The organism is Anabaena cylindrica UHCC 0172 (assembly GCF_034931625.1).
GTDB classification, from domain to species: Bacteria; Cyanobacteriota; Cyanobacteriia; order Cyanobacteriales; family Nostocaceae; genus Anabaena; species Anabaena cylindrica_A.
Map to the genome: position 1 here is coordinate 84,763 of NZ_JAYGGY010000081.1, position 25,622 is coordinate 110,384.

The 25,622-nt window shown below is 37.6% G+C and carries 27 protein-coding genes; 10 read left to right on the forward strand and 17 right to left on the reverse strand.

The window, feature by feature from the left end; genetic code table 11:
* Positions 1-80: 80 nt before the first annotated feature.
* Together VB713_RS16500 and VB713_RS16505 are read left to right on the forward strand one after the other, a co-directional pair.
* Entirely contained in the window at positions 81-653 is a 573-nt protein-coding gene (locus VB713_RS16500; RefSeq protein WP_323312597.1) for a fasciclin domain-containing protein, read from the forward strand.
* A gap of 250 nt (positions 654-903) precedes the next feature.
* Positions 904-1,143 carry a spondin domain-containing protein gene (locus VB713_RS16505; protein ID WP_323312626.1) on the forward strand — a complete coding sequence of 80 codons (240 nt, stop codon included), beginning with the start codon at positions 904-906 and terminating at the stop codon, positions 1,141-1,143.
* Here the strand turns inward: VB713_RS16505 and VB713_RS16510 are convergent.
* The 11 genes from VB713_RS16510 to VB713_RS16560 form a co-directional block, all read right to left on the reverse strand.
* Positions 1,051-1,332, reverse strand: coding sequence for a type II toxin-antitoxin system VapC family toxin (locus tag VB713_RS16510; protein WP_323312598.1), 282 nt, complete (start codon positions 1,330-1,332; stop codon positions 1,051-1,053). The two genes, VB713_RS16505 and VB713_RS16510, sit on opposite strands and share 93 nt — an antisense overlap.
* Positions 1,332-1,580, reverse strand: a complete 249-nt coding sequence (locus VB713_RS16515; RefSeq protein WP_323312599.1) for a hypothetical protein — start codon at positions 1,578-1,580, stop codon at positions 1,332-1,334. Before VB713_RS16515 ends, VB713_RS16510 begins: the two co-directional genes overlap by 1 nt.
* 238 nt (positions 1,581-1,818) lie before the next feature.
* Positions 1,819-2,049, reverse strand: coding sequence for a DUF2283 domain-containing protein (locus VB713_RS16520; protein ID WP_323312600.1), 231 nt, complete (start codon positions 2,047-2,049; stop codon positions 1,819-1,821).
* A 13-nt stretch (positions 2,050-2,062) separates the two neighbouring features.
* Complete coding sequence (locus tag VB713_RS16525; protein WP_323312601.1) at positions 2,063-2,317, reverse strand: DUF4258 domain-containing protein; 255 nt, start codon at positions 2,315-2,317, stop codon at positions 2,063-2,065.
* Between the two features lie 125 nt (positions 2,318-2,442).
* Positions 2,443-5,634, reverse strand: a complete 3,192-nt coding sequence (locus VB713_RS16530; protein ID WP_323312602.1) for a VWD domain-containing protein — start codon at positions 5,632-5,634, stop codon at positions 2,443-2,445.
* Positions 5,635-5,725: 91 nt separating this feature from the next.
* The gene (locus tag VB713_RS16535) at positions 5,726-5,914 is read right to left on the reverse strand and encodes a hypothetical protein (RefSeq protein ID WP_323312603.1); all 189 of its coding nucleotides are present in this window, start codon (positions 5,912-5,914) and stop codon (positions 5,726-5,728) included.
* A gap of 18 nt (positions 5,915-5,932) precedes the next feature.
* A complete protein-coding gene (locus tag VB713_RS16540; protein ID WP_323312604.1) occupies positions 5,933-6,319 on the reverse strand; it encodes a hypothetical protein in 387 nt (128 codons plus the stop codon).
* A gap of 59 nt (positions 6,320-6,378) precedes the next feature.
* A complete protein-coding gene (locus tag VB713_RS16545) occupies positions 6,379-7,011 on the reverse strand; it encodes a type I restriction enzyme HsdR N-terminal domain-containing protein (protein WP_323312605.1) in 633 nt (210 codons plus the stop codon).
* 161 nt (positions 7,012-7,172) lie between these two features.
* Positions 7,173-8,063: a serine protease gene (locus VB713_RS16550; protein ID WP_323312606.1), complete on the reverse strand. Its 891-nt coding sequence runs from the start codon at positions 8,061-8,063 to the stop codon at positions 7,173-7,175.
* A gap of 51 nt (positions 8,064-8,114) precedes the next feature.
* A complete protein-coding gene (locus VB713_RS16555) occupies positions 8,115-9,074 on the reverse strand; it encodes a serine protease (protein ID WP_323312607.1) in 960 nt (319 codons plus the stop codon).
* Positions 9,075-9,686 carry a COP23 domain-containing protein gene (locus tag VB713_RS16560; protein WP_323312608.1) on the reverse strand — a complete coding sequence of 204 codons (612 nt, stop codon included), beginning with the start codon at positions 9,684-9,686 and terminating at the stop codon, positions 9,075-9,077. It lies immediately after the preceding gene.
* 323 nt (positions 9,687-10,009) lie between these two features.
* On the opposite strand from VB713_RS16560, the gene VB713_RS16565 reads away from it, so the two are divergent.
* The 4 genes from VB713_RS16565 to VB713_RS16580 all read left to right on the forward strand — a co-directional run bounded on the left by VB713_RS16565 (position 10,010) and on the right by VB713_RS16580 (position 15,106).
* Complete coding sequence (locus VB713_RS16565; RefSeq protein WP_323312609.1) at positions 10,010-10,927, forward strand: DMT family transporter; 918 nt, start codon at positions 10,010-10,012, stop codon at positions 10,925-10,927.
* Positions 10,928-11,372: 445 nt separating this feature from the next.
* Complete coding sequence (locus VB713_RS16570; RefSeq protein ID WP_323312610.1) at positions 11,373-13,100, forward strand: alpha/beta hydrolase; 1,728 nt, start codon at positions 11,373-11,375, stop codon at positions 13,098-13,100.
* A gap of 154 nt (positions 13,101-13,254) precedes the next feature.
* On the forward strand, positions 13,255-14,133 hold the full coding sequence (gene truB, locus VB713_RS16575; protein ID WP_323312611.1) for a tRNA pseudouridine(55) synthase TruB: 879 nt from the start codon (positions 13,255-13,257) through the stop codon (positions 14,131-14,133).
* 190 nt (positions 14,134-14,323) lie between these two features.
* Positions 14,324-15,106, forward strand: coding sequence for a DUF928 domain-containing protein (locus VB713_RS16580; protein WP_323312612.1), 783 nt, complete (start codon positions 14,324-14,326; stop codon positions 15,104-15,106).
* A 12-nt stretch (positions 15,107-15,118) separates the two neighbouring features.
* Here the strand turns inward: VB713_RS16580 and VB713_RS16585 are convergent, their stop codons facing one another.
* Both VB713_RS16585 and VB713_RS16590 read right to left on the reverse strand, forming a co-directional pair.
* Positions 15,119-15,415, reverse strand: a complete 297-nt coding sequence (locus VB713_RS16585; protein ID WP_015213214.1) for a hypothetical protein — start codon at positions 15,413-15,415, stop codon at positions 15,119-15,121.
* 63 nt (positions 15,416-15,478) lie between these two features.
* Positions 15,479-16,630 carry an ABC transporter ATP-binding protein gene (locus VB713_RS16590; RefSeq protein WP_323312613.1) on the reverse strand — a complete coding sequence of 384 codons (1,152 nt, stop codon included), beginning with the start codon at positions 16,628-16,630 and terminating at the stop codon, positions 15,479-15,481.
* A 341-nt stretch (positions 16,631-16,971) separates the two neighbouring features.
* Between VB713_RS16590 and VB713_RS16595 the strand changes: the two genes are divergently transcribed.
* Positions 16,972-18,165 (forward strand): HAMP domain-containing sensor histidine kinase, encoded by a 1,194-nt coding sequence (locus tag VB713_RS16595; RefSeq protein ID WP_323312614.1) that lies wholly within the window; start codon positions 16,972-16,974, stop codon positions 18,163-18,165.
* Between the two features lie 414 nt (positions 18,166-18,579).
* Here VB713_RS16595 and VB713_RS16600 read toward each other — a convergent pair whose 3' ends face one another.
* The gene (locus VB713_RS16600) at positions 18,580-19,296 is read right to left on the reverse strand and encodes a GUN4 domain-containing protein (RefSeq protein ID WP_323312615.1); all 717 of its coding nucleotides are present in this window, start codon (positions 19,294-19,296) and stop codon (positions 18,580-18,582) included.
* A gap of 275 nt (positions 19,297-19,571) precedes the next feature.
* Between VB713_RS16600 and VB713_RS16605 the strand changes: the two genes are divergently transcribed.
* The 3 genes from VB713_RS16605 (at position 19,572) to VB713_RS16615 (ending at position 22,410) form a co-directional block, all read left to right on the forward strand.
* Positions 19,572-20,993 carry an NADP-dependent isocitrate dehydrogenase gene (locus VB713_RS16605; RefSeq protein WP_323312616.1) on the forward strand — a complete coding sequence of 474 codons (1,422 nt, stop codon included), beginning with the start codon at positions 19,572-19,574 and terminating at the stop codon, positions 20,991-20,993.
* A gap of 76 nt (positions 20,994-21,069) precedes the next feature.
* Positions 21,070-21,645, forward strand: coding sequence for a Uma2 family endonuclease (locus VB713_RS16610; protein WP_323312617.1), 576 nt, complete (start codon positions 21,070-21,072; stop codon positions 21,643-21,645).
* Positions 21,646-21,696: 51 nt separating this feature from the next.
* A complete protein-coding gene (locus tag VB713_RS16615) occupies positions 21,697-22,410 on the forward strand; it encodes a Uma2 family endonuclease (RefSeq protein WP_323312618.1) in 714 nt (237 codons plus the stop codon).
* A gap of 230 nt (positions 22,411-22,640) precedes the next feature.
* Here the strand turns inward: VB713_RS16615 and VB713_RS16620 are convergent, their stop codons facing one another.
* The 3 genes from VB713_RS16620 to VB713_RS16630 form a co-directional block, all read right to left on the reverse strand.
* Entirely contained in the window at positions 22,641-22,904 is a 264-nt protein-coding gene (locus VB713_RS16620; protein ID WP_323312627.1) for a type II toxin-antitoxin system ParD family antitoxin, read from the reverse strand.
* 100 nt (positions 22,905-23,004) lie between these two features.
* Positions 23,005-25,374: an AAA family ATPase gene (locus VB713_RS16625; protein ID WP_323312619.1), complete on the reverse strand. Its 2,370-nt coding sequence runs from the start codon at positions 25,372-25,374 to the stop codon at positions 23,005-23,007.
* Positions 25,371-25,622: hypothetical protein (locus tag VB713_RS16630; RefSeq protein ID WP_416242451.1), on the reverse strand; the 252-nt coding region annotated here is incomplete at its 5' end. The genes VB713_RS16630 and VB713_RS16625, both read right to left, overlap by 4 nt.

Sequence of the window (25,622 nt, forward strand, 5' to 3'; positions counted from 1 at the left end):
TTAACAAATTGGGAAACCTAACAGGTTGTCATCCCGTCAATTTACGTGGACATGAATTTTGTTAAGGAATTTATATAACAATGAAAGCATCTTCACGTTTGCTTGTAAAAACAGTCGGTATTGCGATCGCTCTAGCTAGTGTACTAGTTAGTTCTCCCTCTTGGGCTAAGAAAGAAAAACACAAAAATTCAGGACATATACAGAGTGTAACTACAGTTACAACTACTTCCAATACACTTATACAAGTTGCTAACACCAGTTCTTGTGGTTGTAGCACTTTTGCCAATGCTATCAGGTCTGCTGGCTGGGAAAACACTTTTTCTAGCACCAGATCATCATATACCATGTTTATCCCCTCAGATGCTGCTTTCGCCGCTTTACCAGTTGCCACTCGCAATAAACTATTCTTACCGAAAAATAGAGCAATATTACAGCAAGTTTTAGCTTACCACATTCTTTCTGGCACAGTTGATTACAAAAAAATCAAGCCAGGTAAATTCAAAACCTATCAAGGTAAAGTAGTTGAAATTAAATATAAAAAAGGTAAATTAGAAATAGGTAAAGCAAAATTCAAGAAGTCAGACTTGAAAGCCAAAAACGGCTACATTCACTTAATTGATACAGTACTTATTCCCCCTGGATTGCTTATTTAACTCATTTTTTAGAGGGTTTAAAAAACTTCCAATTAAAAAAAATATCAATCTGTGGGGTGTGTTATGACAGCGTATACTGTAAACGGGTCAAACTTGGACTTATGTCATACTGACCGTAACGTAGTGCAGGGAAGTATCTCGGAGATTCTAGAGCCTACGGCACGCTACGCGAACACTTCGTTCAGAATGACACTTTTAACCCGTTTTTAGTATAACATACCCTTTTCATTCATCTATTCTGATTAGTAAAATCTCAGTTACAAAACTTAATGTAGTTGTCACTCCTTTATGGGTTGGTTTTCATGATGGCAACTTTGATATTTTCAACCTCAATGAATCAGCTTCCAGTAGTTTGGAACGTTTAGCTGAAGATGGGGATACAGCACCAATTTCTAATTTATTTTCCAGTAGTGGTAATGGACAAGTTCAAGGAACATTCAATTTCATCACTCAAGCGAAAAGGAATTTCAATATATCCCTGTTTAACTAATTGCAAAGTTTTTTCACGCCCTGCATGGACTCTTTGTAGCAAAAAGCAAACTTCAGTGAGAACGGCTTCACAGGTTAATAGAGGATACTGAATATTTGTTAATGAAGAGATAGCCCACTGATGAAATTTATCATTAGGCATCAGGAAAGCTACCAAAACTCCTGTATCGATAATGATGCCCTTTCGCATTATTTACCGAAGCCTTCCATATATCCAGAATTATAGGATAAATCTTCTATATTACTGTCTAAACAACCGATAAACTCTTGTGCTGCTTCAGTAAAAGAAATTTTTTTATCCTCTGGTTCTATCTGTTCTTGGATATGACTAATGTTGTCTATTTTGAATTCTAAAAACTCAATAAACTTAATAACTTCGTTTCGCTGTTCACGAGGTAATTGTTTTATTTTAGCGATCGCTATTTCTAAAGAGGTCATTTTTATCGTTCTCCTTTCACGCCTAAGCCAGTCCTAGTTTAGCAAAATTCAACAGCGATCGCTTTACTCGCCGCAGGTATCGCTTGATTGAAAGTAGGGGAAATAGCGATCGCTAAATCAATACCATTTTAATTGTGCCATTTGTAGAAGCATTCGCAGATATAAATTATCGGTCTATTCCATATTTTGTGGTGCGAATGCTTTGCTCTTACAGCATAATGCGATATTTTCTATTATTTTAAGCTGCCGTTGATACAATTTGGAATGGGATATTTTCTAGAAAAATTTGTGGTAATTGACCCGAACCAAGTACGTCTTTTGCATCAAGAATTTCTATACCAACTAAAACTTCATCTGCACCAATATTGAGTGCAATTTCTTCACTTAATCGCAAGGTACGACATTCATGAGAGCCATCAATTAAGCGAATATAGAGTGAGTCGGTTTCCTGATCATAAGTAATTTTCATAGTGTCCCTTTCCTCAGAAATAAAATGTATACACAGTAATCACTACAATTTCAGTCTCGTTTTCGGCAATAATGGGCGAAACTCGTTTAATGGCATAGGAGCGACCTTGCCATTCTCCATTAAACTGAAAGTCGTAACGATATTCAAGTCTGCCTTGCTTGGCAGGTTTTTGATTACCATTAAGAATTGCTTCTGTGACTTCTAGCTCATTTGTACCACGCTCTATACATTGTGCTAAAGCGTGTTTGGTAAAACGAATTGGCTTCATGGAGTTTACTTAAACCTGCTCCTATCAAGACTATAACAACAGATATCGTTCAATCAATATAAACTCCATAAGCGATCGCTTCCATTGATATCACATAAATTCAAGCGATCGCTTTTTTGGTATTTCTAAAAAGGCAAGCCCGGAATTTTAACTGGTACGGGAATTCGAGTGGGAATCGGTAAACCTCCAGGAATTATTTGTTTGATTTGATTGACGATATTGAGTGCTTCAGCAGTTGTTTGGGCAAATCCTGTATCACCTGTAAAGCCGACATCAAAAATACAACCCTCCAATTGTTCGGGACTGACTCCAGCTTGTTGACAGGCATTTGTCGCTGTTTGTATTTGGGCAGAAGAAAGCATCGCCAGTGTTTTGTAGCTGGATGGGAAACCGCGATCGCTAAAGGTGTCGGTATTTTGCCCTGCTTTGTAATCAAACAATGAATCTGCTTGACTAATCCGCCAACTATTCCCAAATTCTTTGTATAGCTGATCAAAGACGATATTTTCGACTTTACTAACCAATCCGGCAACGCGACTTAAACCAGGAATGAAGCTGTTAGCAGTTTGAGCGATTTGACCATAAGTGGATTTAGTTTCAATGACTTTACCACTGCGTGTTTGCAAGTCATCCCCAGGGTTGCCATTAGAGTTACCCAATAAGCCAACATACTTGCCTACAACATCTGGAACTGAAGGATTCACATCCATATAAGACAGGTTATTGCGCTGAGTTCTTCTAACTGAAATGATTTCTCCTGTGGGTAGTTGAATAACATAGCTACCTTGTCCCTGTTCAGCAATGATCGTGCCATTTGGTAATGTGCCACCCTGTGCAGCAAAGGGTTTACCATCAACTCTAATCGGTGTACTGGTATCGCTATCGGGTAAACTCTGTCCATAGATAGCAAGGCGGCTATTACCTGATTTTATTGCTACTGCCGAGTTAAGTGAAAGTTGCGATCTTAAAACGGGGCTTTGTCGTACTTGTACTTCAAAACTTCCATCAGTGGATTTTACGAGTGTAAATTCACCAACTGTTTGGAAGCTATAACGATAGCCATCAAATGTCACAATATGCGGATCACCATAGCTACTTCCTGTTTTTCCCTTGCCAGGTTTAGGAATGGGCTTTTTATCATTAACTGTAATTTCTTGAGAAGCAGAAGCTAAACAAGCTGAATTGCTACCTAAATTGGAAGAAATAACTAAATTAGCACTACCTGATTGTACTGCTTGATATATATTTTCATTAGCCAAACTGATTACGGAACTTTCGACTTTAGCCGAGATAAATTTTTGGGTATCAGATGGCTTTTTATAAAGAGTTACATTTCCATATTCCACAGGCTTAATAGGTATAACTTCTGTGTCTGCGAAATTTTTAACATGGTTACTAGCATCTTCAAATAACGTTTTTATAAAGCTTCTAAGCTCATTAATTACAGATGTGAATTTACTCAAATAGTCTTCTTTCCCCGGTTCAATTTGCTTTATCCTTGCCTTATTAAGTGCTGATCTATCTCTTTGAAACTGATTGGTTGCTTTTTGTAAATTGCTTTCCGCTTCCTTAACACTAGAATCATAGATTTTTTCAGTAGTCAATCCAGTTCTTTGATTAGTTATAGCAGTTTGTTTATTCTGCATTGACTTAAAATAATTCTCTCTAGCATTGTCAAGCAATTCTTTACTGCTTTCAACACTTTTTTCTAACCTAGCTATATTTTCTCTACTCTCTCGTAGTTCTTTAGCATAACCTTTAATATCCATTGCAGTTAAGATTAAATCAATCATATCAGCAATATCGAAACTACCTCCTTTACTTTTAATATTAGTGAGGATTACATCACTCCATTCTCCTTTTTTTTTGTTTTGCGTGTCCAGATTATGTTCTGTTACTTGAAATTGTAAAGTTACATTAAAAGGCAAAATAAATTCTGAAGCCTTTGTTGCTTTGTCAATCACAAACATGGTGATAGATCCTGCAAGTGCTGGAACAGCGCCTGCTCCAGTCAGACTTAATCCTGTCAGGAATAGATTCAATGCCAGCTTAAGATAACTATACACAGGGTTGTGTTGTGCAATATCTGCGTAGTCATATGCACGGCAAAGCGTACTGAGTCCTTCTCGTGTTTTAGCAATATCTTGTAAAGGTTTTATTAAACTAAAAGATATTTTTTGCTCAGATTTAGTATTTGTAGATATTCTTTTTTGTTTTATATCTAATATTTTAGATATATAAGTCGCAGCATATATTTCATTTTGCTTTGAATTAGATGGTATAAATCTATTATTCCAGGAATCTAAATATGAAATCATATTGCTATTAGCAATAATGCCGTCCAAAATTGAAACGTCAGGTGATTGACCTTTCAAAAGTGGAGAAGTACCAGAAAGTATAGCTTTGAAAGAGTTGGGATTCCTTGGATGATCCAATACAAATTGAGCAGCAGCTAATGGTATTAATTCTTGGGGCAGATTTTTTGCATTAATCAAATCATTACGACTTATCCCAAAAATTCCGGCTATTTTATCTAGGATTTGTTGCTGTTTTAAGAATAATGACTTAGTTGTACCTGGAGAAGGTGTAAGAGCGGCAATAGTAAAATTTACTTTTGGGCAAACGTTATTATTGCTAAATATAAAAATTGTTGTGTTTCCACCTAAAGCACCTCTGCTTGGATGTAAAGGTACAAATACTGAAACATCATCATTAGAAAGTCTTGTAGCAATTGATGGTGAGATTTGTTCGCTACCTTCTGCTTGGAATGCGACAGATAGCTTGACAAAATTTTGGGGAATTCCTTTAATAATAACTTGTTTGCCAGGTTCAACGTTATTAGTAGTCATCACTGGTGATACGCATGGAATATTTGCATCTTCTGTAATCGCTGGAGTTTGAACTTTACGATTTGGATTTAATGGCGTTGAAACTGGGTTAACTCTTTCAGTATCACTATCATCAAAATCGGGACGACGGAGAGGAGTATTAGGTCCAGGATCTTGCGGAAATGATGGTGCTTGTGGATTAGTTACTGGTGGTGTACTTGGCTCATCATCAAATTCCCTGGAACGCTGTACCAACAAATCCCCCAAACCATCAAAAATCGTCCTTTCCACAGCCGGGGGAGTTGCTGCAACCACTCGCTGGGACGATCGCGCTAAATCTACCGTACACATTGTCGAATTGAAGCTAAAAACCGTACACATAGCAGTAGCGATCGCTCTATTCAACCAAGTACCTGGAGACAAAAAAGCAGCAATTAGGGAAACAAGAAAACTAGAAATTCCCAGAACAAAAAGACGAATCCGACGCATGGTTTACCTCACAGCATTTAAAAATTAGAAAGACAAGTAAAGAAATTTGGGAAGATGATACCTTTAACTGAAATCAAGGCAGAAATTGAAGCTATAATTTTCCTTCTTCTTGCTCTGTTCTTCCGTCAGTAACTTTGCACTGAAAACCGTAATGTGCTATTGGCTCGTTAGGAATGCCTCTGAGACCTTCTGGCATACCAGAAAATGGATCGCCACCATGAGGCCAAAAGTAAAACCAATTATTATCGTTATGAACGTTAAATGCACGACATTCCCACACGTTGCCTGATGCTTTTTCTTATTTAACCCAACAGGTGCATTTAGATACATTTGAAGAAGCAAAAGGATTTTCCTCTCCATTGCTAGATGATTGTGGTGCTTGTGGATTATTTACAGGTGGCGAAGTTGCTGGTTGATCATCACCAAATTCATTTGGATCTCGCTGTACCAACAAATCCCCCAAACCATCAAAAATTGTCTTTTCTATAGCCGGGGGAGTTGCTGCAACTACTCGCTCAGACGATCGCCCTAAATCTACCGTACACATTGCCGAATTGAAGCTGAAAACCGTACACGTAGCAGTAGCGATCGCTCTATTCAACCATGTACCTGAAATAAAAAAAGCAGGAATTAGGGAAACAATAAAACTAACAACTCCTAAAGCAAAAAGACGCACCCGACGCATAAATATCTCCTCAGTTAGTATTTGACACAATCCAACTCAAATAAATATTCATTTACTCTCTAACTAGAAATTGTTAATTGACCAAGAGACTTTAAAATTTGTAGAACTTCGTATAATTGATTTTCTGTTTCAGAAAGAGAGAAAATTTTAGATAAAGTATATGTAGGAGATGGTTCTTGAGTCAGTTTAATAAAGCGAAACTCACGTCCATTGCTAATCATCCCAAATAATTCTTTGGACTTTTGATTAGGGCTTGCTATCATATAAGTCAGAGCCTGTGGCAAAGCAACCATCACGTCATACTGAATACTTTTTGCTTCAATGACAACAACCCAGATGGTATTTTGTAAGACAAGAACATCGATTTGTCCCCGCACTGTTTCCGAACCATCCTGAGATACAACCTCGACTGATTCTTCTAGAGTTGTGTAAAATGGCGGATCATAGAAACCTGCTAAAGACAGCAATGGCGATAAAGTAACCATCTTCACTGTTACTTCTAAAAGCGGACGATCAGCAAGATAAAGGTATTGTTGTCTAGTGCGATCTAATATTTGCTTTTCAAATTCATTTAGTGGAGGAGCCGACTGTAATAACTCCGCAAATAATGTATCGCTTTCAATTTGTTGTAAATGAAACTTAGTTTTGACATCATATAAACTGAGCTTTGAGGCTGGGAGTGTTTGAGTCATGACTTGTCTCCTGTATTTTGATAATTAATAGGGCTAGACCTGCGGTGTCACTTTGAGGATATTTTAAACTATCTCAAACACTTCAACATTTAGATAGAATAGAGAAGAAATTATGGGAAGGCAATTACACCTAAAAAAAGAAATGCAATTGCCCCTAAAACCTAAAATAAACGAGGAATAAATCGGTTGATAATATTGTTAATTATTGCAGTGCCAAATTCCTGTTCCCAGCTTTTCACATCAGCCTTTGTTGGTTGAGTCGCTTCCACATTGGCAACTTCAGAATTATCTTCTTTGAAAGCAACCTTAACTCCAGCTTGAGAAATTAGTTCTTTGAAAGTATTAATAGGGATTGCTGCGTTAAAACCAGTTTTAATTTCTGTTTGTCCACCAGAAGCAGACTCATTTTTCACTACCCCGTCACGGTCTCCCTGTCCGTGAATTCCTATCACACGACCACTCACATCAAACACTGGACCACCACTCATACCTCTGCGAGTTACAGCATCATAACGCATGGTATATCCTTGAGCTTTGCTATCAGGACGGCTGGTAACTTGTCCTCTTGTAAATTCATATTCCCGTTGATTGTTGTCTTCAATAGACATCGGATAACCAGAAATATAAACACCTGTACCAATTCCTGCTTCATCAGAATTGCTAATTGGTGCAACAGAATATTCTTCTGAACTTTCAAATTTAACTATTGCTAAATCTGGACTGGTTTCAGTTTTCTGTAAATTCTGCACTGAAGTAACAGCATAAGTTTTCTTTTTGCTGGTATAAATGTTGTATTCTTGGGCTTGGCTGGCAACTACATGATTAGCAGTTAACACAGTATAAGTATTACCATTTTTGGCGATTATTACCCCAGAACCACCCGCATTTGTACCTGCGGAACTGTCAATTCTTACTGTTGTTGGCACGGCAATTTGAGCAACTTCTTTAGCAGTTTTAGCAGATACCGGTTGACTAATTACTATTGCTGCTACTACTGCTGTCCCTGTGATAAAACCAGGAAGAGAATTAAACCGAGAAAAACCAAAACTCATAAACAACTCCTTTAAACTGAAAACTACATTTTATACAAGTCAGACTAGAAACTACTCCGATAAAGTAGACCTAACTTCCCCTACTGATTGTTTTGGCAAGATAACTGGAGAGGCTGTACTTTCCGGTTTCCGTAGGATAGGAACGGGAGGATTTAACTGGATATTATTTTCCGTTGTTTCTGGTGATAAAACAGGTTGCTGGGATTGGGGTAAATTCTGAAACTGTAAATAGCTACTAATGGGAATTCCCAAACTAGAATTAACTATTTGCGCTAACAATCCCGGTGATGGTTCTGTGCCATCTTCAAAGGCATACACGCCAAAATCTGGATCACGGTTTTTTACCCTGCCATTAATCCCAATTAGCAAACCCTTGGCATTAAAAATTGGTCCGCCACTCATGCCTACAGCAATATCATTGGTGTAACCTAAGCGATAACCTTGAGCGAGGGATTTTGGTGGTAGTACTGACACCTCACCACGGGTGAATCTAAATTCCCTGATGCCTTGATCAAAAGTTGTGGCTAAACTCTGTTCCTGATACATGGGAAAACCAGCCGCAAATACAAGTTCTCCTATTAATACAGGTTGATTACTGATACTTGCCACTTGGTAGGAGGAATTGCTACGAAACTGAGTAATAGCTAAATCAGTATTACCCAGTTGTTTAAGTTGGCGCGATACGGGAGTATAACTCCGACCATCTGGTGTCATGATTGTATGTTGGTCACTGAAAGCGACAACGTGCCAGCTAGTCAGAACTGTATAAGTTTGTCCTTGACGCTGGACAATCACACCAGAACCAGAAGCATTGGGAGTGAGGATTCGCACGGTAGTTTGTTGTGCCAATCGTTGCATATTCCCCATCTCGGTTTGGGCTGTTAAGTAGGTAGGGACTGTTTGGGCAATAGCATTGCACCCATCAAAAAGATAGAATGGAGCGATCGCTAAACTGCCCATTAGTCCCAGTCGCAGCCAATTAGTTACTCTATACCACCCGCAAGGGGTCATTTAGTTGAACTCTCCACTACGTCCTGAACTGGGTTGGGATGGTGTCGGCTGAACATTGGTATTGGTGGGTGTGGTAGGTTGTGTAGTGCTTTCTGCGTTTTCTCCTAACCTTCCACTCACATCTATGTAAGGTGCTGCACCACTCTCACTCAGCGATCGTATGCCAGCTTGTCCCTCACGCCATGCCAGGAGATTAGTCAGTGTTTTTACTGCATCTTGACCACGTTTGAGAGTAAATATCAAACCTTCACAACGTCCATTGACTTGACTAGCGGTGCAAACCACATTTTGTCCATTCATTCTCCCGACAGTGATCAGCTTAAGCTGTTTATTACGTCGATAGGTTTCCAATCTTCCGCTTACTTCTTGACAGCGCGTTAGAGGATCGTAACCAGAGTATCGAAAATGATTAGAAGTCCACTTAATCCAAGGCTCAGTAATGCCTTGAGAATTTTGGTATACTGTTACAGGTACACCAGTTGAGCGATCGCAATAAAATCCCTGTGCTTGGGCGTAGCTGGGTTGATGCAACGCAACAGTAGTACCTAATGCGATCGCCATGCCGACCGAAGGTATAACTACACCCTTTTTCAATGATTGCAGTTTCTTCACGACGTTATTTGATACTCCGTAAATCTAATAAACTTTCTTAGTTATTATTATTCCCAAGAGGTGTCTAGATCAATCTTATGTAAACAATCTTCAGCAAAAATTAATATCACAGTTTAAATGCATGAAAGCTAAATACAATATATGACAATTCTCAATTATTTTTCAAAAATAAGATACTTACTTTATCAGTATTTATTCTTAAATAACTTATTTTTTTGAAGACTTACCCGGAGCTAATAGTCAATGGCACGAAGTAATTAAGTATTCCTCACACTTAACTCTTGGCAAAATATCATTTTATACCTATCAATTTATTATTAACCATGCATCAAAGTTCCGGTCGCTGGCGTTTAGGACTAGGTTTATCGTTAGTGACTGTTTTTTTATGGGGTATTCTACCAATTGCCCTAAAGGTAACGCTACAAGCTCTAGATGTTTATACTATCATTTGGTTTCGCTTTTCCTTATCTTTTGTATTACTGGTAATTTATTTGTCGGTACAGGGAAAACTACCAAATTTAACACAATTAACTTCTAGTTCTGGCAAATTATTAGCAATAGTCACAATATTTTTAGCTAGTAATTACTTCTTTTTTATGCAAGGTTTAGCATTAACAGCACCTGCTAACGCAGAAGTGATAATTCAGTTGGCTACTGTGTTGTTAGGTTTTGGTGGTTTGGTAATTTTTAAAGAACATTATACATTACGGCAATGGATTGGTGTGAGTGTATTAACTTTAGGTTTTGCACTATTTTTTAATGCTCAATTAACAAATTTAATTACAGCACAGGGGCAATATCTTTTAGGTAGTGGATTGGTTGTATTGGGGGCGGTAGCATGGGCTATTTATGCTTTGGCACAAAAGCAGCTATTGCAATCTTTATCATCCTCTAATATTATGCTGATAATTTACGGTGGATGTGCTTTATTATTCACTCCTTTTGCTAAAATCAATACAGTTTTTAATCTCAATCCTTTGCATTTAGGAATGTTGCTATTTTGTGGATTAAATACTTTAATTGCCTATGGTGCTTTTGCTGAATCATTAGCACATTGGGAAGCCTCAAGAGTAAGCGCAGTCTTAGCATTAGCTCCAATTGTAACTTTAATATCAGTTTGGATAGTTTCAGGTATTTTCCCGAATCTAATTCCCTTAGAACACATCACTATAATAGGAATTATAGGAGCATTTTTAGTTGTTACTGGTTCGGTAGCTATCGCTTTAGGTAAATCTGAATAAAATAAATTGTTGGCATTGTTTCAAGTAGGTTTTTAAACTCAAAAAAATATTTTTATAGTCAGGATTAAAGATACAGAATATTTGATATAGCAGGGAATAGGGAACAAGAAAAAGAAGAGGAAAATATTCTTCTTCCTTCTGACTCCTTAATTCTTACGTTTTATATTTAAAGCTACACAATAAATACTGAAGCAAACTATTGTTTTGGTTGTTATGATTTTAAAAGCATCTAATCAAATAGAGTCAAAATCCGACCGAAGAGAGATTTTTTTATCCTAATTGACTCTATATCAATGAACCTCTCAATTTTATCTTCACAAGAAAAAAAGCTCAAAAATATCCAGAAGACTGAGGCAAATAAGAGTATATAAATACATGAACAGGGTGTCTGAATAACTACCAAATTTAACGCCTCGCTAAAACACATCATTGAAAAATTTGAGCGATGAATAGTTTGTTTGGTAATTGGTCTAGCAGTCTGAGAAAAAGTTTTCTCTTGCTGACACTTTCAATATTGCTGCCAATATTTGGAATTAATAACTCTGTTATGGCAGCAGAGAAAATATCCGCTTCTTATTCGTTACTAGAAATTTCTATTCCTGTAATTAGTTTAGAGACTTATGCCAAAACGGGATTAATTGATAAGGATTTGTCAGTGTATCAGCAGTATATTTCACTTCAAAAACTGCAAGAACTACGACAAATTTTACTCAGAACTATCAAAATTAATCCCGCAGTTGCTTCACAATTTCTCCATACACAACAAGGAGAATTTTTACTGCGACGGTTGGCAGAATTAATTAAAACTAAATCTCATCAACCTGATTTAGGATTTAATGCTTTACGTACAGCAATAATTTTAGCATCGGGGGAGGCAGACGGTTTAACATTATTAAATTTGCTACATAAGTATCCTACAAATAATATTCATATTAACTTAGCTGATAGCCTGGAAATAATTGGTGAACTGGAGAAATTAATTAATGAAACGAAAAGAGCGATCGCAGCAATTCAGCAAAAAGCCAGTCTAGAAGCTGCTATCATCCAAAAGGCAAGTTTATATCAACTGCCAAACTTAAAAACTGAAGGCAGTGTGAAATCAAAAAAATATCAGCTAGAGTTCTTTGATGTCACCCGTAATCGACGTTTGCTGACTGATGTTTATGTTCCTAATGTTCAGCATCCCACTTCAGTAATTGTCATCTCTCACGGTTTAGGTTTAGATAGCAGCAACTTTCGTTATTTAGCTGCTCATTTAGCTTCCCACGGATTAGCTGTGGTTGTTCCTAATCATCCGATTATGAATGCTCCACAATTGCAACCTCAGCAATCTCTTGGTAAGAGTAATACAACTAGATTGATAGAGTCAGGTGAATTTATAGATAGACCGTTAGATATCAAATTTATCTTAAATCAACTAGAAAAAGTTAATAAATCTGATGGCAAATTTCAAGGTCGGTTAAATCTGCAACAAGTGGGAGTATTTGGCCAATCCTTTGGTGGTTATACTGCGTTGGCTTTAGCAGGTGCAGAAATTAACTTTGAGCAACTAAAACAAGATTGTCAACCCGATATGCTGCGGGATACTTGGAATATGTCTTTATTCCTGCAATGTCGGGCTTTGGAATTGCAAAGTAAGTCGAAACTAGAATATAATTTGCGAGATGAGAGAGTTAAAGCTGCGATCGCAGTTAACCCTATCACTAGCTCTATTTTCGGACAAGCTGGTTTAAATCAAATTCAAACTCCTGTCATGCTGGTTGGCAGCAGTGAAGATACTGTCGCACCAGCTTTATACGAACAAATTCTCCCCTTCTCTTGGTTGACTAATCCCCATAAATATCTAGTCATGTTTGTTGGTGGTACTCATTTTTCTAGCATTGGTAATAGTAACCCAGACAGCAAGCAAGTAGCATTGCCAGCAGAAATGGTTGGTGATGCTTCCCAAGCGCGTGCTTACATCAATGCTTTGAGTTTGCCGTTTTTGCAAACTTATGTAGCCAAAATGCCACAATATATACCTTACCTTAATGCCGATTACGCTCAAACTATTTCTCATCAATCTTTGGGTTTGAGTTTGGTTCAATCTTTGAGTAATCAAGAATTAGCATCAGTACTGGGTAATAATTTTCAGGAAGCTTTCTCCGCAAAAAAAAACTCTCCCACACCATAATCACGTTTGGATTTTGGATGTTGAATGTTGGTGTATCCTTGCTTCATGTTTTGATATTCTTGTAAATCTAAATAATTTGAATACAGGCTTCGCCCAAAAAATTAAATATTATTCCTATATAATTACTGAGGAATTATGAATTATAAATTATTCTGTGGAAGGATTTCTCAACCTCAACAAACCATTAGACTGGACTTCTCACGACTGTGTAGCGCGAGTCAGAAGACTTTTGCGTCTGAAACGGGTGGGACACGCAGGAACATTAGATCCTAAAGCTACTGGTGTATTGCCGATCGCTCTAGGTAAAGCTACTAGATTATTACAATATTTACCTGGTGAAAAAGCTTATCAAGCCACTATCCGCCTTGGCATACGTACAACTACTGATGATTTAGAAGGGGAAGTAATCACTTCTCAACCTTGTCCTGGGTTAAATTTGCCAGCAATCAAAACAGCACTTAATCAATTTATCGGCACAATTGACCAAATTCCCCCCAGTTACAGCGCCATTCAAGTGGATGGAAAACGTCTGTATGATTTGGCACGTAAAGGGGAAATTGTACAAGCACCAGTGAGGACAGTAGAAGTTTTTGATATAGAAGTTATAGACTGGCGTGATGGTGATTTTCCAGAATTGGAAATAGCGATCGCTTGTGGTGCCGGCACATATATTAGAGCGATCGCTCGTGATTTAGGTATAGTCTTAAACACAGGTGGAACTCTAGCCGCTTTAACACGAACCCAAAGCAGCAGTTTTCACCTCAAAGATAGTCTCACCCTCACCGATTTAGAAACCCAAATCCAAGCAGGGACATTTCAGCCCATTCTCCCAGATGCAGCCTTACAAAAGTTACCATGTGTAAATTTACCAGGAACATTTGCCAAAAAATGGTGTCAAGGTCAACAAGTTCCTGTAGATCTGGATATTTTGGGAATAGTGCGAGTCTATGAACAAGAAACCCGCTTTTTAGGTATTGCCCAACTACAAGACAATTTGTTGATTCCTCAAATGGTTTTTGAACCGATTTCTTAAGTTAATTTTTCGCCAAAACCCTCTTCTCCCATACATTGGAGCCTCCTGCCTCTGGTCTTATCCTCACGCTAAATATTCACAACCATCTACTGAGATACACCTCAAAATCTTCACAATATCTTCGTTGATATACGGAATTTAGTTTTCTGAATGTGAATTTTAATAAAGTAGCCAACACAATCTCACTATCATGCATTTACAAAAGTATATTAATTCTTTGGCTTTAGGAAAAATTGCTGTCGGAATTTCTCCAGCGTTGATAATTTTATCTACCTTTTCTTTACCCTCATCAGCACAACTTTCCCCAAGCCTTCAATTACCAACAACATCTAACAGCAAATTATTAGCACAGTTTCAATTTCCATCCGCACCTGATCGAGGTAGACCTCAAAGAACAGGTGCAGGAGGGAGACGTGGAAATTCTTGTATTATTAGCCAAAAGGATCAACCATCTTTAACTGCTTTAATGCCTACATCGGATAATAATGGGCAAACAGTTTCTGATCATCCAGAATTATATGTGTATGTTCCCCAAACTAATACGAAATCTGGAGAATTTGTATTAATAGACGAGGAGGGAAATGAAGTTTATCAAACCAATTTTATCCCACCTAATCAACCAGGAATAGTCAAATTAACCATCCCATCCAATGCTTCTTTAAAAACAGGCACAAAATATCAATGGTTTTTTACCATTGTTTGTAATTCTGAAGATAGAAGTCAGGATGAATATGTATCAGGTTCACTAGAACGGACTACCCTAGGTTCATTATTAAATAGTTACCTTCAGCAAGCATCACCTCTCAAACAAGCAGAGATTTACGCCAAAAATAGAATTTGGCATGATACTATTAGTCACATTGCTTCCTTGCGTACTGAAGATCCAGATGTATGGTCACAATTGTTAGAATCAGTTGGTTTAGAGAAGTTGGAAAAAGAACCTTTCGTTGATTTAGGTACACCAAAACCCTAATGTTTCATGACTTCATTCCCAAGTAGCTACATCCCGCAACACATGAGGAATTTCTCCCTGTGATAAGGGAAACTCTAAAAAGGTTTCCCTATAACCCAAATATCCAGACTCAGTAAAAGACATTAGCATTCGTGCTAGTGCTAACCACACTTCTGATTCATATTCCCAATCACTATAACGCCTAGCACGACCAGCTATAGAACGTAGCGCCCAAAAATAAGAATTTCTCACTACAGAACCACCTTTTTTAAATTCGGGTACATCCTCCTTATGGATAAATAAAACATTATTTTCGATTCTGGTTCTCATATATTTTAGATTTTAGGTAAGTATTCAGGATAGAGAATACTCCAAGTCAGGAGAATTAAGGTTTTAGACCATCGGAAAAATCCTCTCACCAGTGCTTGTATCAAACACAAATAACTGATTTGAATCTAATTGTAAATTCAGATGTTCACCTGGATATAAACGCACACCTCCAGCCAATTGCACATTTATAAACCCAGAAGAACCAAGTAAACTTGCACGAATTAAAGTTTCCCTTCCCAAAGGTTCCACCACCTTAACTTCTGCAACCAAACTTCCCCACTCTTCCTCTCCACTTTCTCTGCGACTCTGCGGTACTTTGCGGGAAGCCGCTTGCGCGTCTACGTTCATCTCTTGAATATAAATATGTTCAGGACGAATACCCAAATTACAGATTTGTTCTGGGTGCAAATTTAAACCTGATTTGATATTTTGAGGAATGGCTAATAATTGTCCACTAATATCAAAATTATCACCTTTATAAATAGCTGGTAAAATATTCATTGGTGGATTACCCAAAAAACTTGCTACCATTTCATTAGCAGGAAGGGCATAAATACTTTGAGGATCACCAATTTGTTGAATTCTACCGCGATTTAGGACTACGATTTTATCAGCCAAAGTCATCGCTTCAACTTGATCATGGGTGACGTAAATTGTCGTAATTCCTAATTGTTGATGTAGCTGTTTTAATTCTGCTCTGGTATCATCTCGTAATTGAGCATCTAAATTAGATAAAGGTTCATCGAGTAAAAACAGTTGTGGTTGACGTGCGATCGCTCTCCCTAATGCTACCCGTTGTTGCTGTCCCCCCGATAGCTGCTGGGGTTTCCGATTTAATAAATGTTCTAGAGAGAGCGATCGCGCTACAGTAGTTACTCGTTCTTGAATCGTCTTCGGATCAACTTTCCGCATCTCCATCCCAAAGGCGATATTTTGCGCTACCGTCATGTGGGGATATAGGGCATAATTTTGGAATACCATTGCCACATCACGCGCTCTAGCTGGGATATCATTAACTAAGCGATCGCCTATAAACAGATTACCAGATGTAGCAGTTTCTAATCCGGCAATAGTTCGCAAAATCGTAGATTTACCACATCCTGACGGGCCAACAAACACCCAAAATTCACCATCAGGAATTTCAAAGCTAATATCCTCGATAGCAGTGACGTTGTTAAATCTACGCTTAATATTTTCTAGAACAACTTTTGCCATTATGAAATTAATTCGTTGTATTTGGCAGTTTTATACAATTATAAGGGAATATTAACCATAAACTCCGGGCTGCTTCTAGACGATCTCATTGCACTCTGCTTATATTTTAGGTAGTGAATGGCATTTTTAAAGCTATAGTTGACAGGTTGATTGCTATCTAAACCCCATCTAAGTTGAAACCTATAGTTTTTTCTATGGTGAAAACTCAAGTTTTCAAGATGGATAGGATATATTTATGATCCTATGTAATTCATGCCATAATTTATATCAATAATTTTGAAGATCATCTTCTAAGATAATTAAACTCATTTACGTGCAATAGATTCACGGAATTTAAACAAATGGATTTTAGTCAAGTGCTGGCTGATAAAAATGATATTATTCTAGATAAATGGGTGACGGCTGTTCGCAAAGATAAACAGATAGAAAGTGCTGAAAATCTATCCTTCAGTGCAATTAAAAACCACATTCCATATATTTTAAACGCAATAGTCACAGTTCTTTCAACATATGAGAGTAATGATTTTAAGTCAATTGTTACTGCTAGTTGGGAACATGGAGTTATTAGAGCTGCACAAGGCTTTAATTCCGAAGAAATTGCTAGGGAATATCATCATTTAAGAACCGTAATATGTGATGTAATACAAGAAGACTTGTTGCAGGGAGCTCCTGAAGATATAATTCGGGCTTTTCGGTTGATTAACATTGTACTTGATGAAGCAATTGCTCGCTGTTTTAATAGTTATGTTGATGAACGATTAAGAGAATTAGATCATCTTTATAATACTTTAATCTTGCACAATCAGGAACTAACTAGATTAGTTAATGCTAATCAAGAAAATCTTTCTTTGCTAACTCATGATTTAAAACAGCCTCTAGCTTCGATTATTGGCTACTCTGATTTATTTTTACGTCAATATCAAAACACTAATGAAAAAGAAACTTCTCACAATATCGAACATATTGAACGAGTATTACGTAATGGCAAACAATTGCTACGTTTAATTAATGATTTACTAGAAGTATCGCGGTATGAGTCTGGCAAAATCAAACTTGAACTTACATCACCGGATGTTTGTGAAATCATTAATAATGTTTGTGAAATGCTTGAACCTTTAGCTGCCGAAAAAAAATTGTTACTTGTAGTTAATTGTGAGCAAGAATCCCAAAAAATAACCACAGATGCATTGCAATTACAACAAATTATCATAAATCTTGTTAGTAATGCAATTCGCTATACAGAGTCGGGAATGATTAATATTACTTGTCATATATCAGATAATCATAAATGGGAATTTACCGTTGAAGATACGGGTATTGGCATTACACCAGAAAACCAAAAGCAGATTTTTGAACCCTATTTTCGTTGCACTAATAAAAAGTCTCACTTACCTGATAGTAGTGGATTAGGTTTAACAATAGTTTCGCAGTTAGTAAAACTATTGCAAGGTGAAATTAAGCTAGTTTCTCAAGTAGGAGTTGGTTCTAGTTTTACTGTAATTTTGCCTTTGCAAATAGAAATGAAAGAAAGTTGATTTCGAGTAAGGATTCAGGATACAGAATATTTGATATAGCAGGGAACAGAAGAGAAAAATATTCTTCCTCCTTCCTTCTTCTTTCTTCCTTCTTCCTCCTGACTCCTGATTCCTAACTCCTGAATTCTTACGATTTCGAGCAGAGACGCAAAAATGCTAAAAATAGTTTTGCGTCTTTGTGTGAAATCAATATTTTTCAATCGAATAAACCTCATTCTTTCAATTTAGCTCATACCTCTTCCATGTATACTAAAAACGGGTTAAAAGTGTCATTCTGTAGCTTGCTTCCCGTAGGGTACGAAGTGAAGAATCTCCGAGATACTTCCCTGCACTACGTTACGGTCAGTATGACATAAGTCCAAGTTTGACCCGTTTGCAGTATATCCAAGCATTTCAATCAATTTAATTAATTACTTACTTATTCCAAGCAGGATGGTTGAGAAGCGAAGACATCACCCGTACACCCCGCAGTTGATTAGAGAGGGGTAGATGACCTCTAGGAGCGCTTAAATCCCATGTAAACTCGTGTGGGTAGCGTGTCCAGTTATTACCGCTTTTCCAGCCAATTTTCGTCCATAGGTTGATCCAGTTTTTACCCAACCCCAGCCAAATTTCTCGTTGTACAGAAAAACCAAACTTCCCTTCCGAGTGGACTACCCATAAATGATTAAGGGTTTGTAAGTCCTGAACTGGGAAATTATCTACATCAGTAAAATACAACCATTTTCTTTGTACAGTTGTGGGTCCTGCGACTTCGCACATTTTTTGGATAGTTAGAAGGTCAGCGGCTTGGAACTCTTGACGAGTTAGTAGCTGTTGCAAAGAATTGTAACTGATCCCACAGTCTGATTTTAGAGGTACAATTCCTTCAGGAAAGTTAGTTTCTAGAAATTCTTTGGCTGTAGGTGCATCAGAGTTGTAGACTACTTGGTAGGCGTTACCATCAATCCAAGTTGCTGGGGTGTCACGACGTTTCAGTAAAAATTCCTGCAACACTTCCAATCCCTCATTACCCAAGTTAGCTAACTGTGGGATGATTTGTTGTTGGACTTTTTGGGACCCAGCGATTAAATTTTGGCGCAGGGAGTCGATGTTATTAGCAGTGCCTGATAAAATCATTGGGTCTGTCATGCCATTACTCGTGTTAGCGGTGAGCGTGAATAAACGATTCAGCTATTTGGCATTCTACAAAATGAAGCACAGATAGCGAAATGTAGTTTACTATTTTTGACCGTACAAAATAGCGATCGCTTAACTGAAACCTACACCTGAGCTACCAATACTGTATCAGTTAGAGCCGGGGATAATCTGCGCCTTAGGCATAAAGAGTGAGTTGCAGGAGTAAGGGTTTACTGATATACCCTTCCTGAACTCCTTGAAATTCTTCCATTTGGAGTGTGTTAACTATGTACGACAAGATTACCCCCCCGACAACCGGAGCAAAAATTACCTTCAAAAATGGTGAACCAGTTGTCCCTGAAAATCCTATTATCCCTTTTATTCAAGGTGATGGGACGGGTATAGATATTTGGCCAGCAACCGAAAAAGTACTTGATGCTGCGGTAGCTAAGGCATACAAAGGCAAACGAAAAATTAGCTGGTTTAGGGTTTATGCTGGTGATGAAGCTTGTGATTTATACGGAACTTATCAGTATTTACCCCAGGATACATTAACAGCTATTGAAGAATATGGCGTTGCTATTAAAGGTCCTTTGACTACTCCGGTAGGTGGGGGAATTCGTTCTTTAAATGTGGCACTACGACAAATTTTTGACCTTTATACTTGCGTGCGTCCTTGCCGATATTACGCTGGTACTCCATCTCCACACAAAACCCCGGAAAAACTGGATGTAATTATCTATCGGGAAAATACGGAAGATATTTATTTGGGGATAGAATGGAAACAGGGAAGTGAAATAGGCGATCGCTTGATCAAGTTTCTAAATGAGGAATTGATCCCCGCAACCCCAGAACATGGTAAAAAGCAAATTCCCCTGGATGCAGGAATTGGCATCAAACCCATCAGCAAAACCGGTTCTCAGCGTCTTGTCCGCCGTGCCATCAAACACGCCTTGTTATTGCCCAAAAACAAGCAACAAGTGACCTTGGTGCATAAAGGCAATATCATGAAATACACCGAAGGCGCTTTCCGTGATTGGGGTTATGAATTAGCCGCCAGCGAATTCCGTAACGAAACGGTGACAGAACGGGAATCTTGGATTTTGGGTAACAAGGAGAAAAACGCCAATCTCTCCTTAGAAGAAAATGCCAGAATGATTGATCCTGGTTTTGATTCCCTGACTCCAGAGAAAAAAGCGCAAATTGTCAAGGAAGTAGAAACAACTCTTAACGCCATTTGGGAAACCCACGGAAACGGCAAATGGAAAGAGAAAATCATGGTCAATGACCGGATTGCTGATAGTATTTTCCAACAAATCCAAACCCGTCCAGATGAGTATTCTATTCTGGCGACAATGAACCTGAACGGCGATTACCTCTCTGATGCGGCTGCTGCTATCGTCGGTGGTTTAGGCATGGGGCCAGGGGCGAATATTGGGGACTCCTGCGCTATTTTTGAAGCTACCCACGGGACTGCACCCAAACACGCTGGGTTAGACAGAATTAACCCCGGTTCTGTGATACTTTCCGGTGTAATGATGCTGGAATTTATGGGTTGGCAAGAAGCCGCAGATTTGGTTAAAAAAGGATTGGGGGATGCGATCGCAAATTCCCAAGTCACCTATGACCTAGCGCGGTTAATGGAACCACCTGTACAACCATTAAAGTGCTCTGAATTTGCCGACGCAATCATCAAACATTTCGGTTAATTTCATTTAACCATAGGGGCGGGGTTTTCCCGCCCTTGATACTATATATTTATCACCAGCTAACCAGGTTATTTGTATGGTTATTACTCCTTTGAAATTAAACTTAAACACAGTTGATTTTACAGATGAACAGTTTTATCAACTATGTCAAAAAAACAGCGATTTAAAATTTGAACGCACATCTACTGGAGAATTAATTATTATGCCACCAGTGGGAGGAGAAAGCGGTAATAGAGAAGCAGAATTTATTATAGATTTAGGTATTTGGAATCGTCAAACAGGACTCGGTTACACTTTTAGTTCTTCCACTATATTTAAATTACCAAATAGTGCTGATCGTTCTCCAGATGCAGCTTGGATTAAAAAAGAACGTTGGGAAGCACTCACCCCTGAACAAAAACGCAAATTCCCTCCCATTGCACCAGATTTTATCATTGAATTAAGGTCAGCAACAGATGATTTAAAAACCTTATGTCAGAAAATGCAAGAATATATGGATGCAGGAGTAAAACTGGGATGGTTGATAAATCCTCAACAGCAACAAGTAGAAATTTATCGTTTCGGACAAGATGTAGAATTGCGAAATTTGCCTACAGAATTATTAGGTGAAGAGATATTACCAGGATTTAGTTTGAGTTTAGATTGTTATTAAAATCTCATCTAAAGTGTTATAATCTCCATATCTCAACTAGTGGATACAATCATGATTGAGCAACTTCTAATCAATAGTGAAATTGATAATTGTGATGTACCAGATGCCAACCTGCTAGTCACTGAAGATGATACACCTGTGGATAATCTCGCATCTGAAAAACAACAACGCCTTTTAGTCGGTTCTCTTTACAGTTCTTTACAAAATCAAGTTTTTTTAGCGGCAGCAAATGTTGGTGTTTATCATACTTATGGTGAACCTTCCATAGTTCCTGATGTATTTGTCAGTTTTGATGTGCAAACTCCGCAAAACTGGTGGGAAAAACAAAATCGTTGTTATCTAGTTTGGAAGTTTGGTAAATCACCAGAAGTTGTTATTGAAATCGTATCAAATCGAGAAGGTGAAGAACTAGATAAAAAACTGCAAATTTATGAGAAAATGCGAGTTTCTTACTATATTGTATATGACCCACATCAAAATTTAGGAGAAGAGATTCTCAGAATTTATTCTATCCAAGGTAGACGTTATGTAGAAACTACAGATAATTGGTTAGAAGATATTGGTTTAGGTGTAACTTTATGGACTGGAGAATTTGAAGGTAGAAATGATTCTTGGTTACGCTGGTGTGATCAAAATGGTAATGTTTTACTAACTGGTGATGAACTCGCAAAAACCGCAGAAGAACTGGCTAAAAATGCCGAAGCACGCGCTCAATTATTGGCAGAAAAGTTAAAGGCTTTGGGTGTAGATCCTGATAGTATTTAAATCTGATTCTAGGATTCTTAGAGATGCTTTATAAAGCAAACTTACAGATATAGCATTTCCTAGTCTAATGAAGTACAAAATTATCTGCGTTTATCTGCGTCCATCTGCGTTTAATTATTACTGCTTGTACCTCACTTGAATGGGAATTGCTATATAAATACTTATTCCTAACCAAACACATCAGGTAAATGTTTTGCACCTACAACACGCACAACCTCTACACCATCTAATTACACATCCCTCTCAGAAATTTGAGCGAAACACTTTCGTGCTTCTAGCTTAATAGCGTCTATATCTGCATATTTTCCAGCACTGCTATCAATACCTTCTTGCCACAAACGATGTATTTCCTCAATATTTTGGGATTGGATGAAACGCTTATATTTCCAGTCCCGCAATGCTTCGCGGATAATTTCACTACTGCTGGCATATTCACCAGATTTTACAGCATCACGAACCAAAGCAGCCATTTCTGGTGTTAGGGCAATGCTAATTCGACGTTAGGCATAAATCATACCTCTATTTTGCTCTATGGTAGCAATATTTCCTACCAAATTTATATCTTAATCAAATTTATATCTGTTTGTATTTCACTCAACCAAGAATCGCCATATTAACAACCCAACGCCGAAATAATTCTACTATTATTCGCCATTGTTCCTGATTTTCTACAATGACATCATGACGTTTTAAAACTTCTAAAGCTGTCTGTAAATCAGTTTCATTTATTACCGTAAACTCAACTAACTCATTTAAACTTAATCCTGCGGTGTGTTTTGCAAGATGACTTAAAATTACTTGTTGAATATTACCATTTTCCTCAGCTTGACCCCAAACACCATTAAAGTAATTACTACCTCTTTGGAAAAACTCCGGTTTATTGACAATTGCTTCCACATCTTCCACTGTAAAAACAGATTCGCGGGGTTTTCCTTGTTCAAAAACGAAATCATTATATAGTCGGACTAAATGAAATCCTACCAACTGCACTAAATAAGGTTGTCCGTGTGTTAAACCATAAATTTTATCTAGTGCTTCTGGTGTGTAGTCTAATAAAAAATCTTCAATAGCTGGGTTAGCAAGAATTTGACCAGTTGCACCACGACTTAAAAAACCCACACGAATAGGCAGAACACTAGCAAAAAAAGGTTGAAAATAATCTGCTGTCATTTCATCTAAAGTGTGCAAACCAGCAAAAGCAAAAGCAACTTGAGAATGTGCTTGTACTAAACTACGTAAGAAACCCATAAAATCTGGGCTAATTTTTCCGGCTTTAATTAAATCTTCAATTTTCTCAAATTCATCTATCGCAATAATTAACCCACCAGATAAATTTTTAATTACTTTTTCAAAATAGCGGTTAAAAGTCCGTTCGGGAAGTTTTAATAAATCATCATCATTGGGAGGTTCAATATTCACAACTTGGGAAATTTCATCACTAATTGCCATTAATACTTCACCTACTCCTTGGGTGACATCTCCTAATTTGAGCAAATTCACATAAACAACTTTGACATTTGCACCTAAAGAGTTAGCAGCATTGAGTAAAATCGAAGTTTTACCCATGCGTCTATGACCATAAATAACTACAGACTGGAGTTGAATACCTCTCAGCCAAAGTTCTTCTAATTGTCTAATAATATCTTCTCTACCAATAAATAAATTACCCATTACAGGGTCGCCGATAACATAAGGATTATTTACGGGTTTAGTAATTACAATTTCCCCAACTTCCCCAGCAATTTGTAATAGCTGTAGTTGCCAATTTTTAGTAATATCTATAATTAATCCCTGTTCTGCTTTGAGTAAGGTATCCGCTGTATTTAAAATAGTTGTGAGTTCTCCTAATGCTCGATTTAAAGCCGAAGAACGAGACACACGAGAGGCACTACGGTTGATGATTTTTATATCTTCAATTACTTTGACAAATCTATCTAATGTTTGCCAGGTGACAGGACGTAATAAACCTGTTGTGGGAAATGTAGGTATTTTTATATTAGCAATAGAGTTTAAATCGTCACGGGAGGAAAAGACTGCTAAAGTTAGAGCAAGAATATACATTTCTTCCCCATAGAGAAGAGAACGAACTACTTTAAAAGCTTCTATTGCCTTGAATGGTTGTTTTTCATAAAGATACCAAAAGCCAGCAGCAGCAGCATGGGAAGGAGTATCAAGACGGGTATCTGTGTTCAAACTTGCTTTTAATCTTCGTTTCCCAGGGAAAGGATATGGAACACCATCTAACGATCTTGATTTAAGTTTTTCACTAAGAGAAGCAGAGAGAAAATGTATTAATTCCCAATCATAAGTAGTTTCTGCTAACTGAGAAACTGACCAAATTATTTGTTCTGGTGGTTTTGCATTTAGTACGTTATTCACTGTTTGCACTACAGGAATAAATTGCATGGTATATGCTAATAGTTGATTAACATTATGTATGCCGTTGTTCCAATCATTTAATAACCATTTTTTTAAACGTGAATTAAGGTAAGGTAAGTGTATAATAGTAATACGAGGAAGTAAAAAACTGCCATTCCTGAGATGAGGCAGATTGAATAAACTAAATAACCAATTTTCTGGACGTAAAACCGCCACACCTCCCGCCACACCTACCGCCACACCTCCCGCCACACCTACCGCCACACCGAACCAATCAACACGCAAGCCTAATTCTTGGAGAAAGAAACAAATTAATATTGGTGTAATTATTGTTAAAACCACACCTTGAAATAATAATTGACGCTGAACAGAATTTTGGCGTAATATCTCCAGTCCTTTACTCCAATTCATTTGTTCTTCAGGAATATAACCCCCGCCAAAAGTATCAACATACCATCGCAAAGCCTGGGGAAAATAAAACACCCAATAAAGCAATAGCAGATAATCTAAAGGATTCCATAAAGAAAGAGGATGGCGTAATTTAGGTGCTAAGTCTAAACGAGGTACGGGAGATTTTTCATTCATGATTCATTCTCTAAATATTGAGAATATTTTTGATAACAAAATTGAGTCACTTTTTGTGGGTTTCTACCACTTTTTTGAATAATTTCATTAATATCTGCTTCTGTAAAAATGATAGAAGTTGGTGATAATCGTTTAGTAATAAAATTACGGATAATTTTTTCATTCCAAGGTTGAATATCTAATTGTTGACAAATACAGCACTTCCCGCTGTTATGAGGTACAGTAACAGCAATTAGTAAACCAGTTTT

Coding starts and splice junctions, on each gene's coding strand:
- VB713_RS16500 (WP_323312597.1), top strand. CDS start 81: ATGAAAGCATCTTCACGTTTGCTTGTAAAAACAGTCGGTATTGCGATC.
- VB713_RS16510 (WP_323312598.1), bottom strand. CDS start 1,332: ATGCGAAAGGGCATCATTATCGATACAGGAGTTTTGGTAGCTTTCCTG.
- VB713_RS16515 (WP_323312599.1), bottom strand. CDS start 1,580: ATGACCTCTTTAGAAATAGCGATCGCTAAAATAAAACAATTACCTCGT.
- VB713_RS16520 (WP_323312600.1), bottom strand. CDS start 2,049: ATGAAAATTACTTATGATCAGGAAACCGACTCACTCTATATTCGCTTA.
- VB713_RS16525 (WP_323312601.1), bottom strand. CDS start 2,317: ATGAAGCCAATTCGTTTTACCAAACACGCTTTAGCACAATGTATAGAG.
- VB713_RS16530 (WP_323312602.1), bottom strand. CDS start 5,634: ATGCGTCGGATTCGTCTTTTTGTTCTGGGAATTTCTAGTTTTCTTGTT.
- VB713_RS16540 (WP_323312604.1), bottom strand. CDS start 6,319: ATGCGTCGGGTGCGTCTTTTTGCTTTAGGAGTTGTTAGTTTTATTGTT.
- VB713_RS16545 (WP_323312605.1), bottom strand. CDS start 7,011: ATGACTCAAACACTCCCAGCCTCAAAGCTCAGTTTATATGATGTCAAA.
- VB713_RS16550 (WP_323312606.1), bottom strand. CDS start 8,063: ATGAGTTTTGGTTTTTCTCGGTTTAATTCTCTTCCTGGTTTTATCACA.
- VB713_RS16555 (WP_323312607.1), bottom strand. CDS start 9,074: ATGACCCCTTGCGGGTGGTATAGAGTAACTAATTGGCTGCGACTGGGA.
- VB713_RS16565 (WP_323312609.1), top strand. CDS start 10,010: ATGCATCAAAGTTCCGGTCGCTGGCGTTTAGGACTAGGTTTATCGTTA.
- VB713_RS16570 (WP_323312610.1), top strand. CDS start 11,373: ATGAATAGTTTGTTTGGTAATTGGTCTAGCAGTCTGAGAAAAAGTTTT.
- VB713_RS16580 (WP_323312612.1), top strand. CDS start 14,324: ATGCATTTACAAAAGTATATTAATTCTTTGGCTTTAGGAAAAATTGCT.
- VB713_RS16585 (WP_015213214.1), bottom strand. CDS start 15,415: ATGAGAACCAGAATCGAAAATAATGTTTTATTTATCCATAAGGAGGAT.
- VB713_RS16590 (WP_323312613.1), bottom strand. CDS start 16,630: ATGGCAAAAGTTGTTCTAGAAAATATTAAGCGTAGATTTAACAACGTC.
- VB713_RS16595 (WP_323312614.1), top strand. CDS start 16,972: ATGGATTTTAGTCAAGTGCTGGCTGATAAAAATGATATTATTCTAGAT.
- VB713_RS16600 (WP_323312615.1), bottom strand. CDS start 19,296: ATGACAGACCCAATGATTTTATCAGGCACTGCTAATAACATCGACTCC.
- VB713_RS16605 (WP_323312616.1), top strand. CDS start 19,572: ATGTACGACAAGATTACCCCCCCGACAACCGGAGCAAAAATTACCTTC.
- VB713_RS16610 (WP_323312617.1), top strand. CDS start 21,070: ATGGTTATTACTCCTTTGAAATTAAACTTAAACACAGTTGATTTTACA.
- VB713_RS16615 (WP_323312618.1), top strand. CDS start 21,697: ATGATTGAGCAACTTCTAATCAATAGTGAAATTGATAATTGTGATGTA.
- VB713_RS16625 (WP_323312619.1), bottom strand. CDS start 25,374: ATGAATGAAAAATCTCCCGTACCTCGTTTAGACTTAGCACCTAAATTA.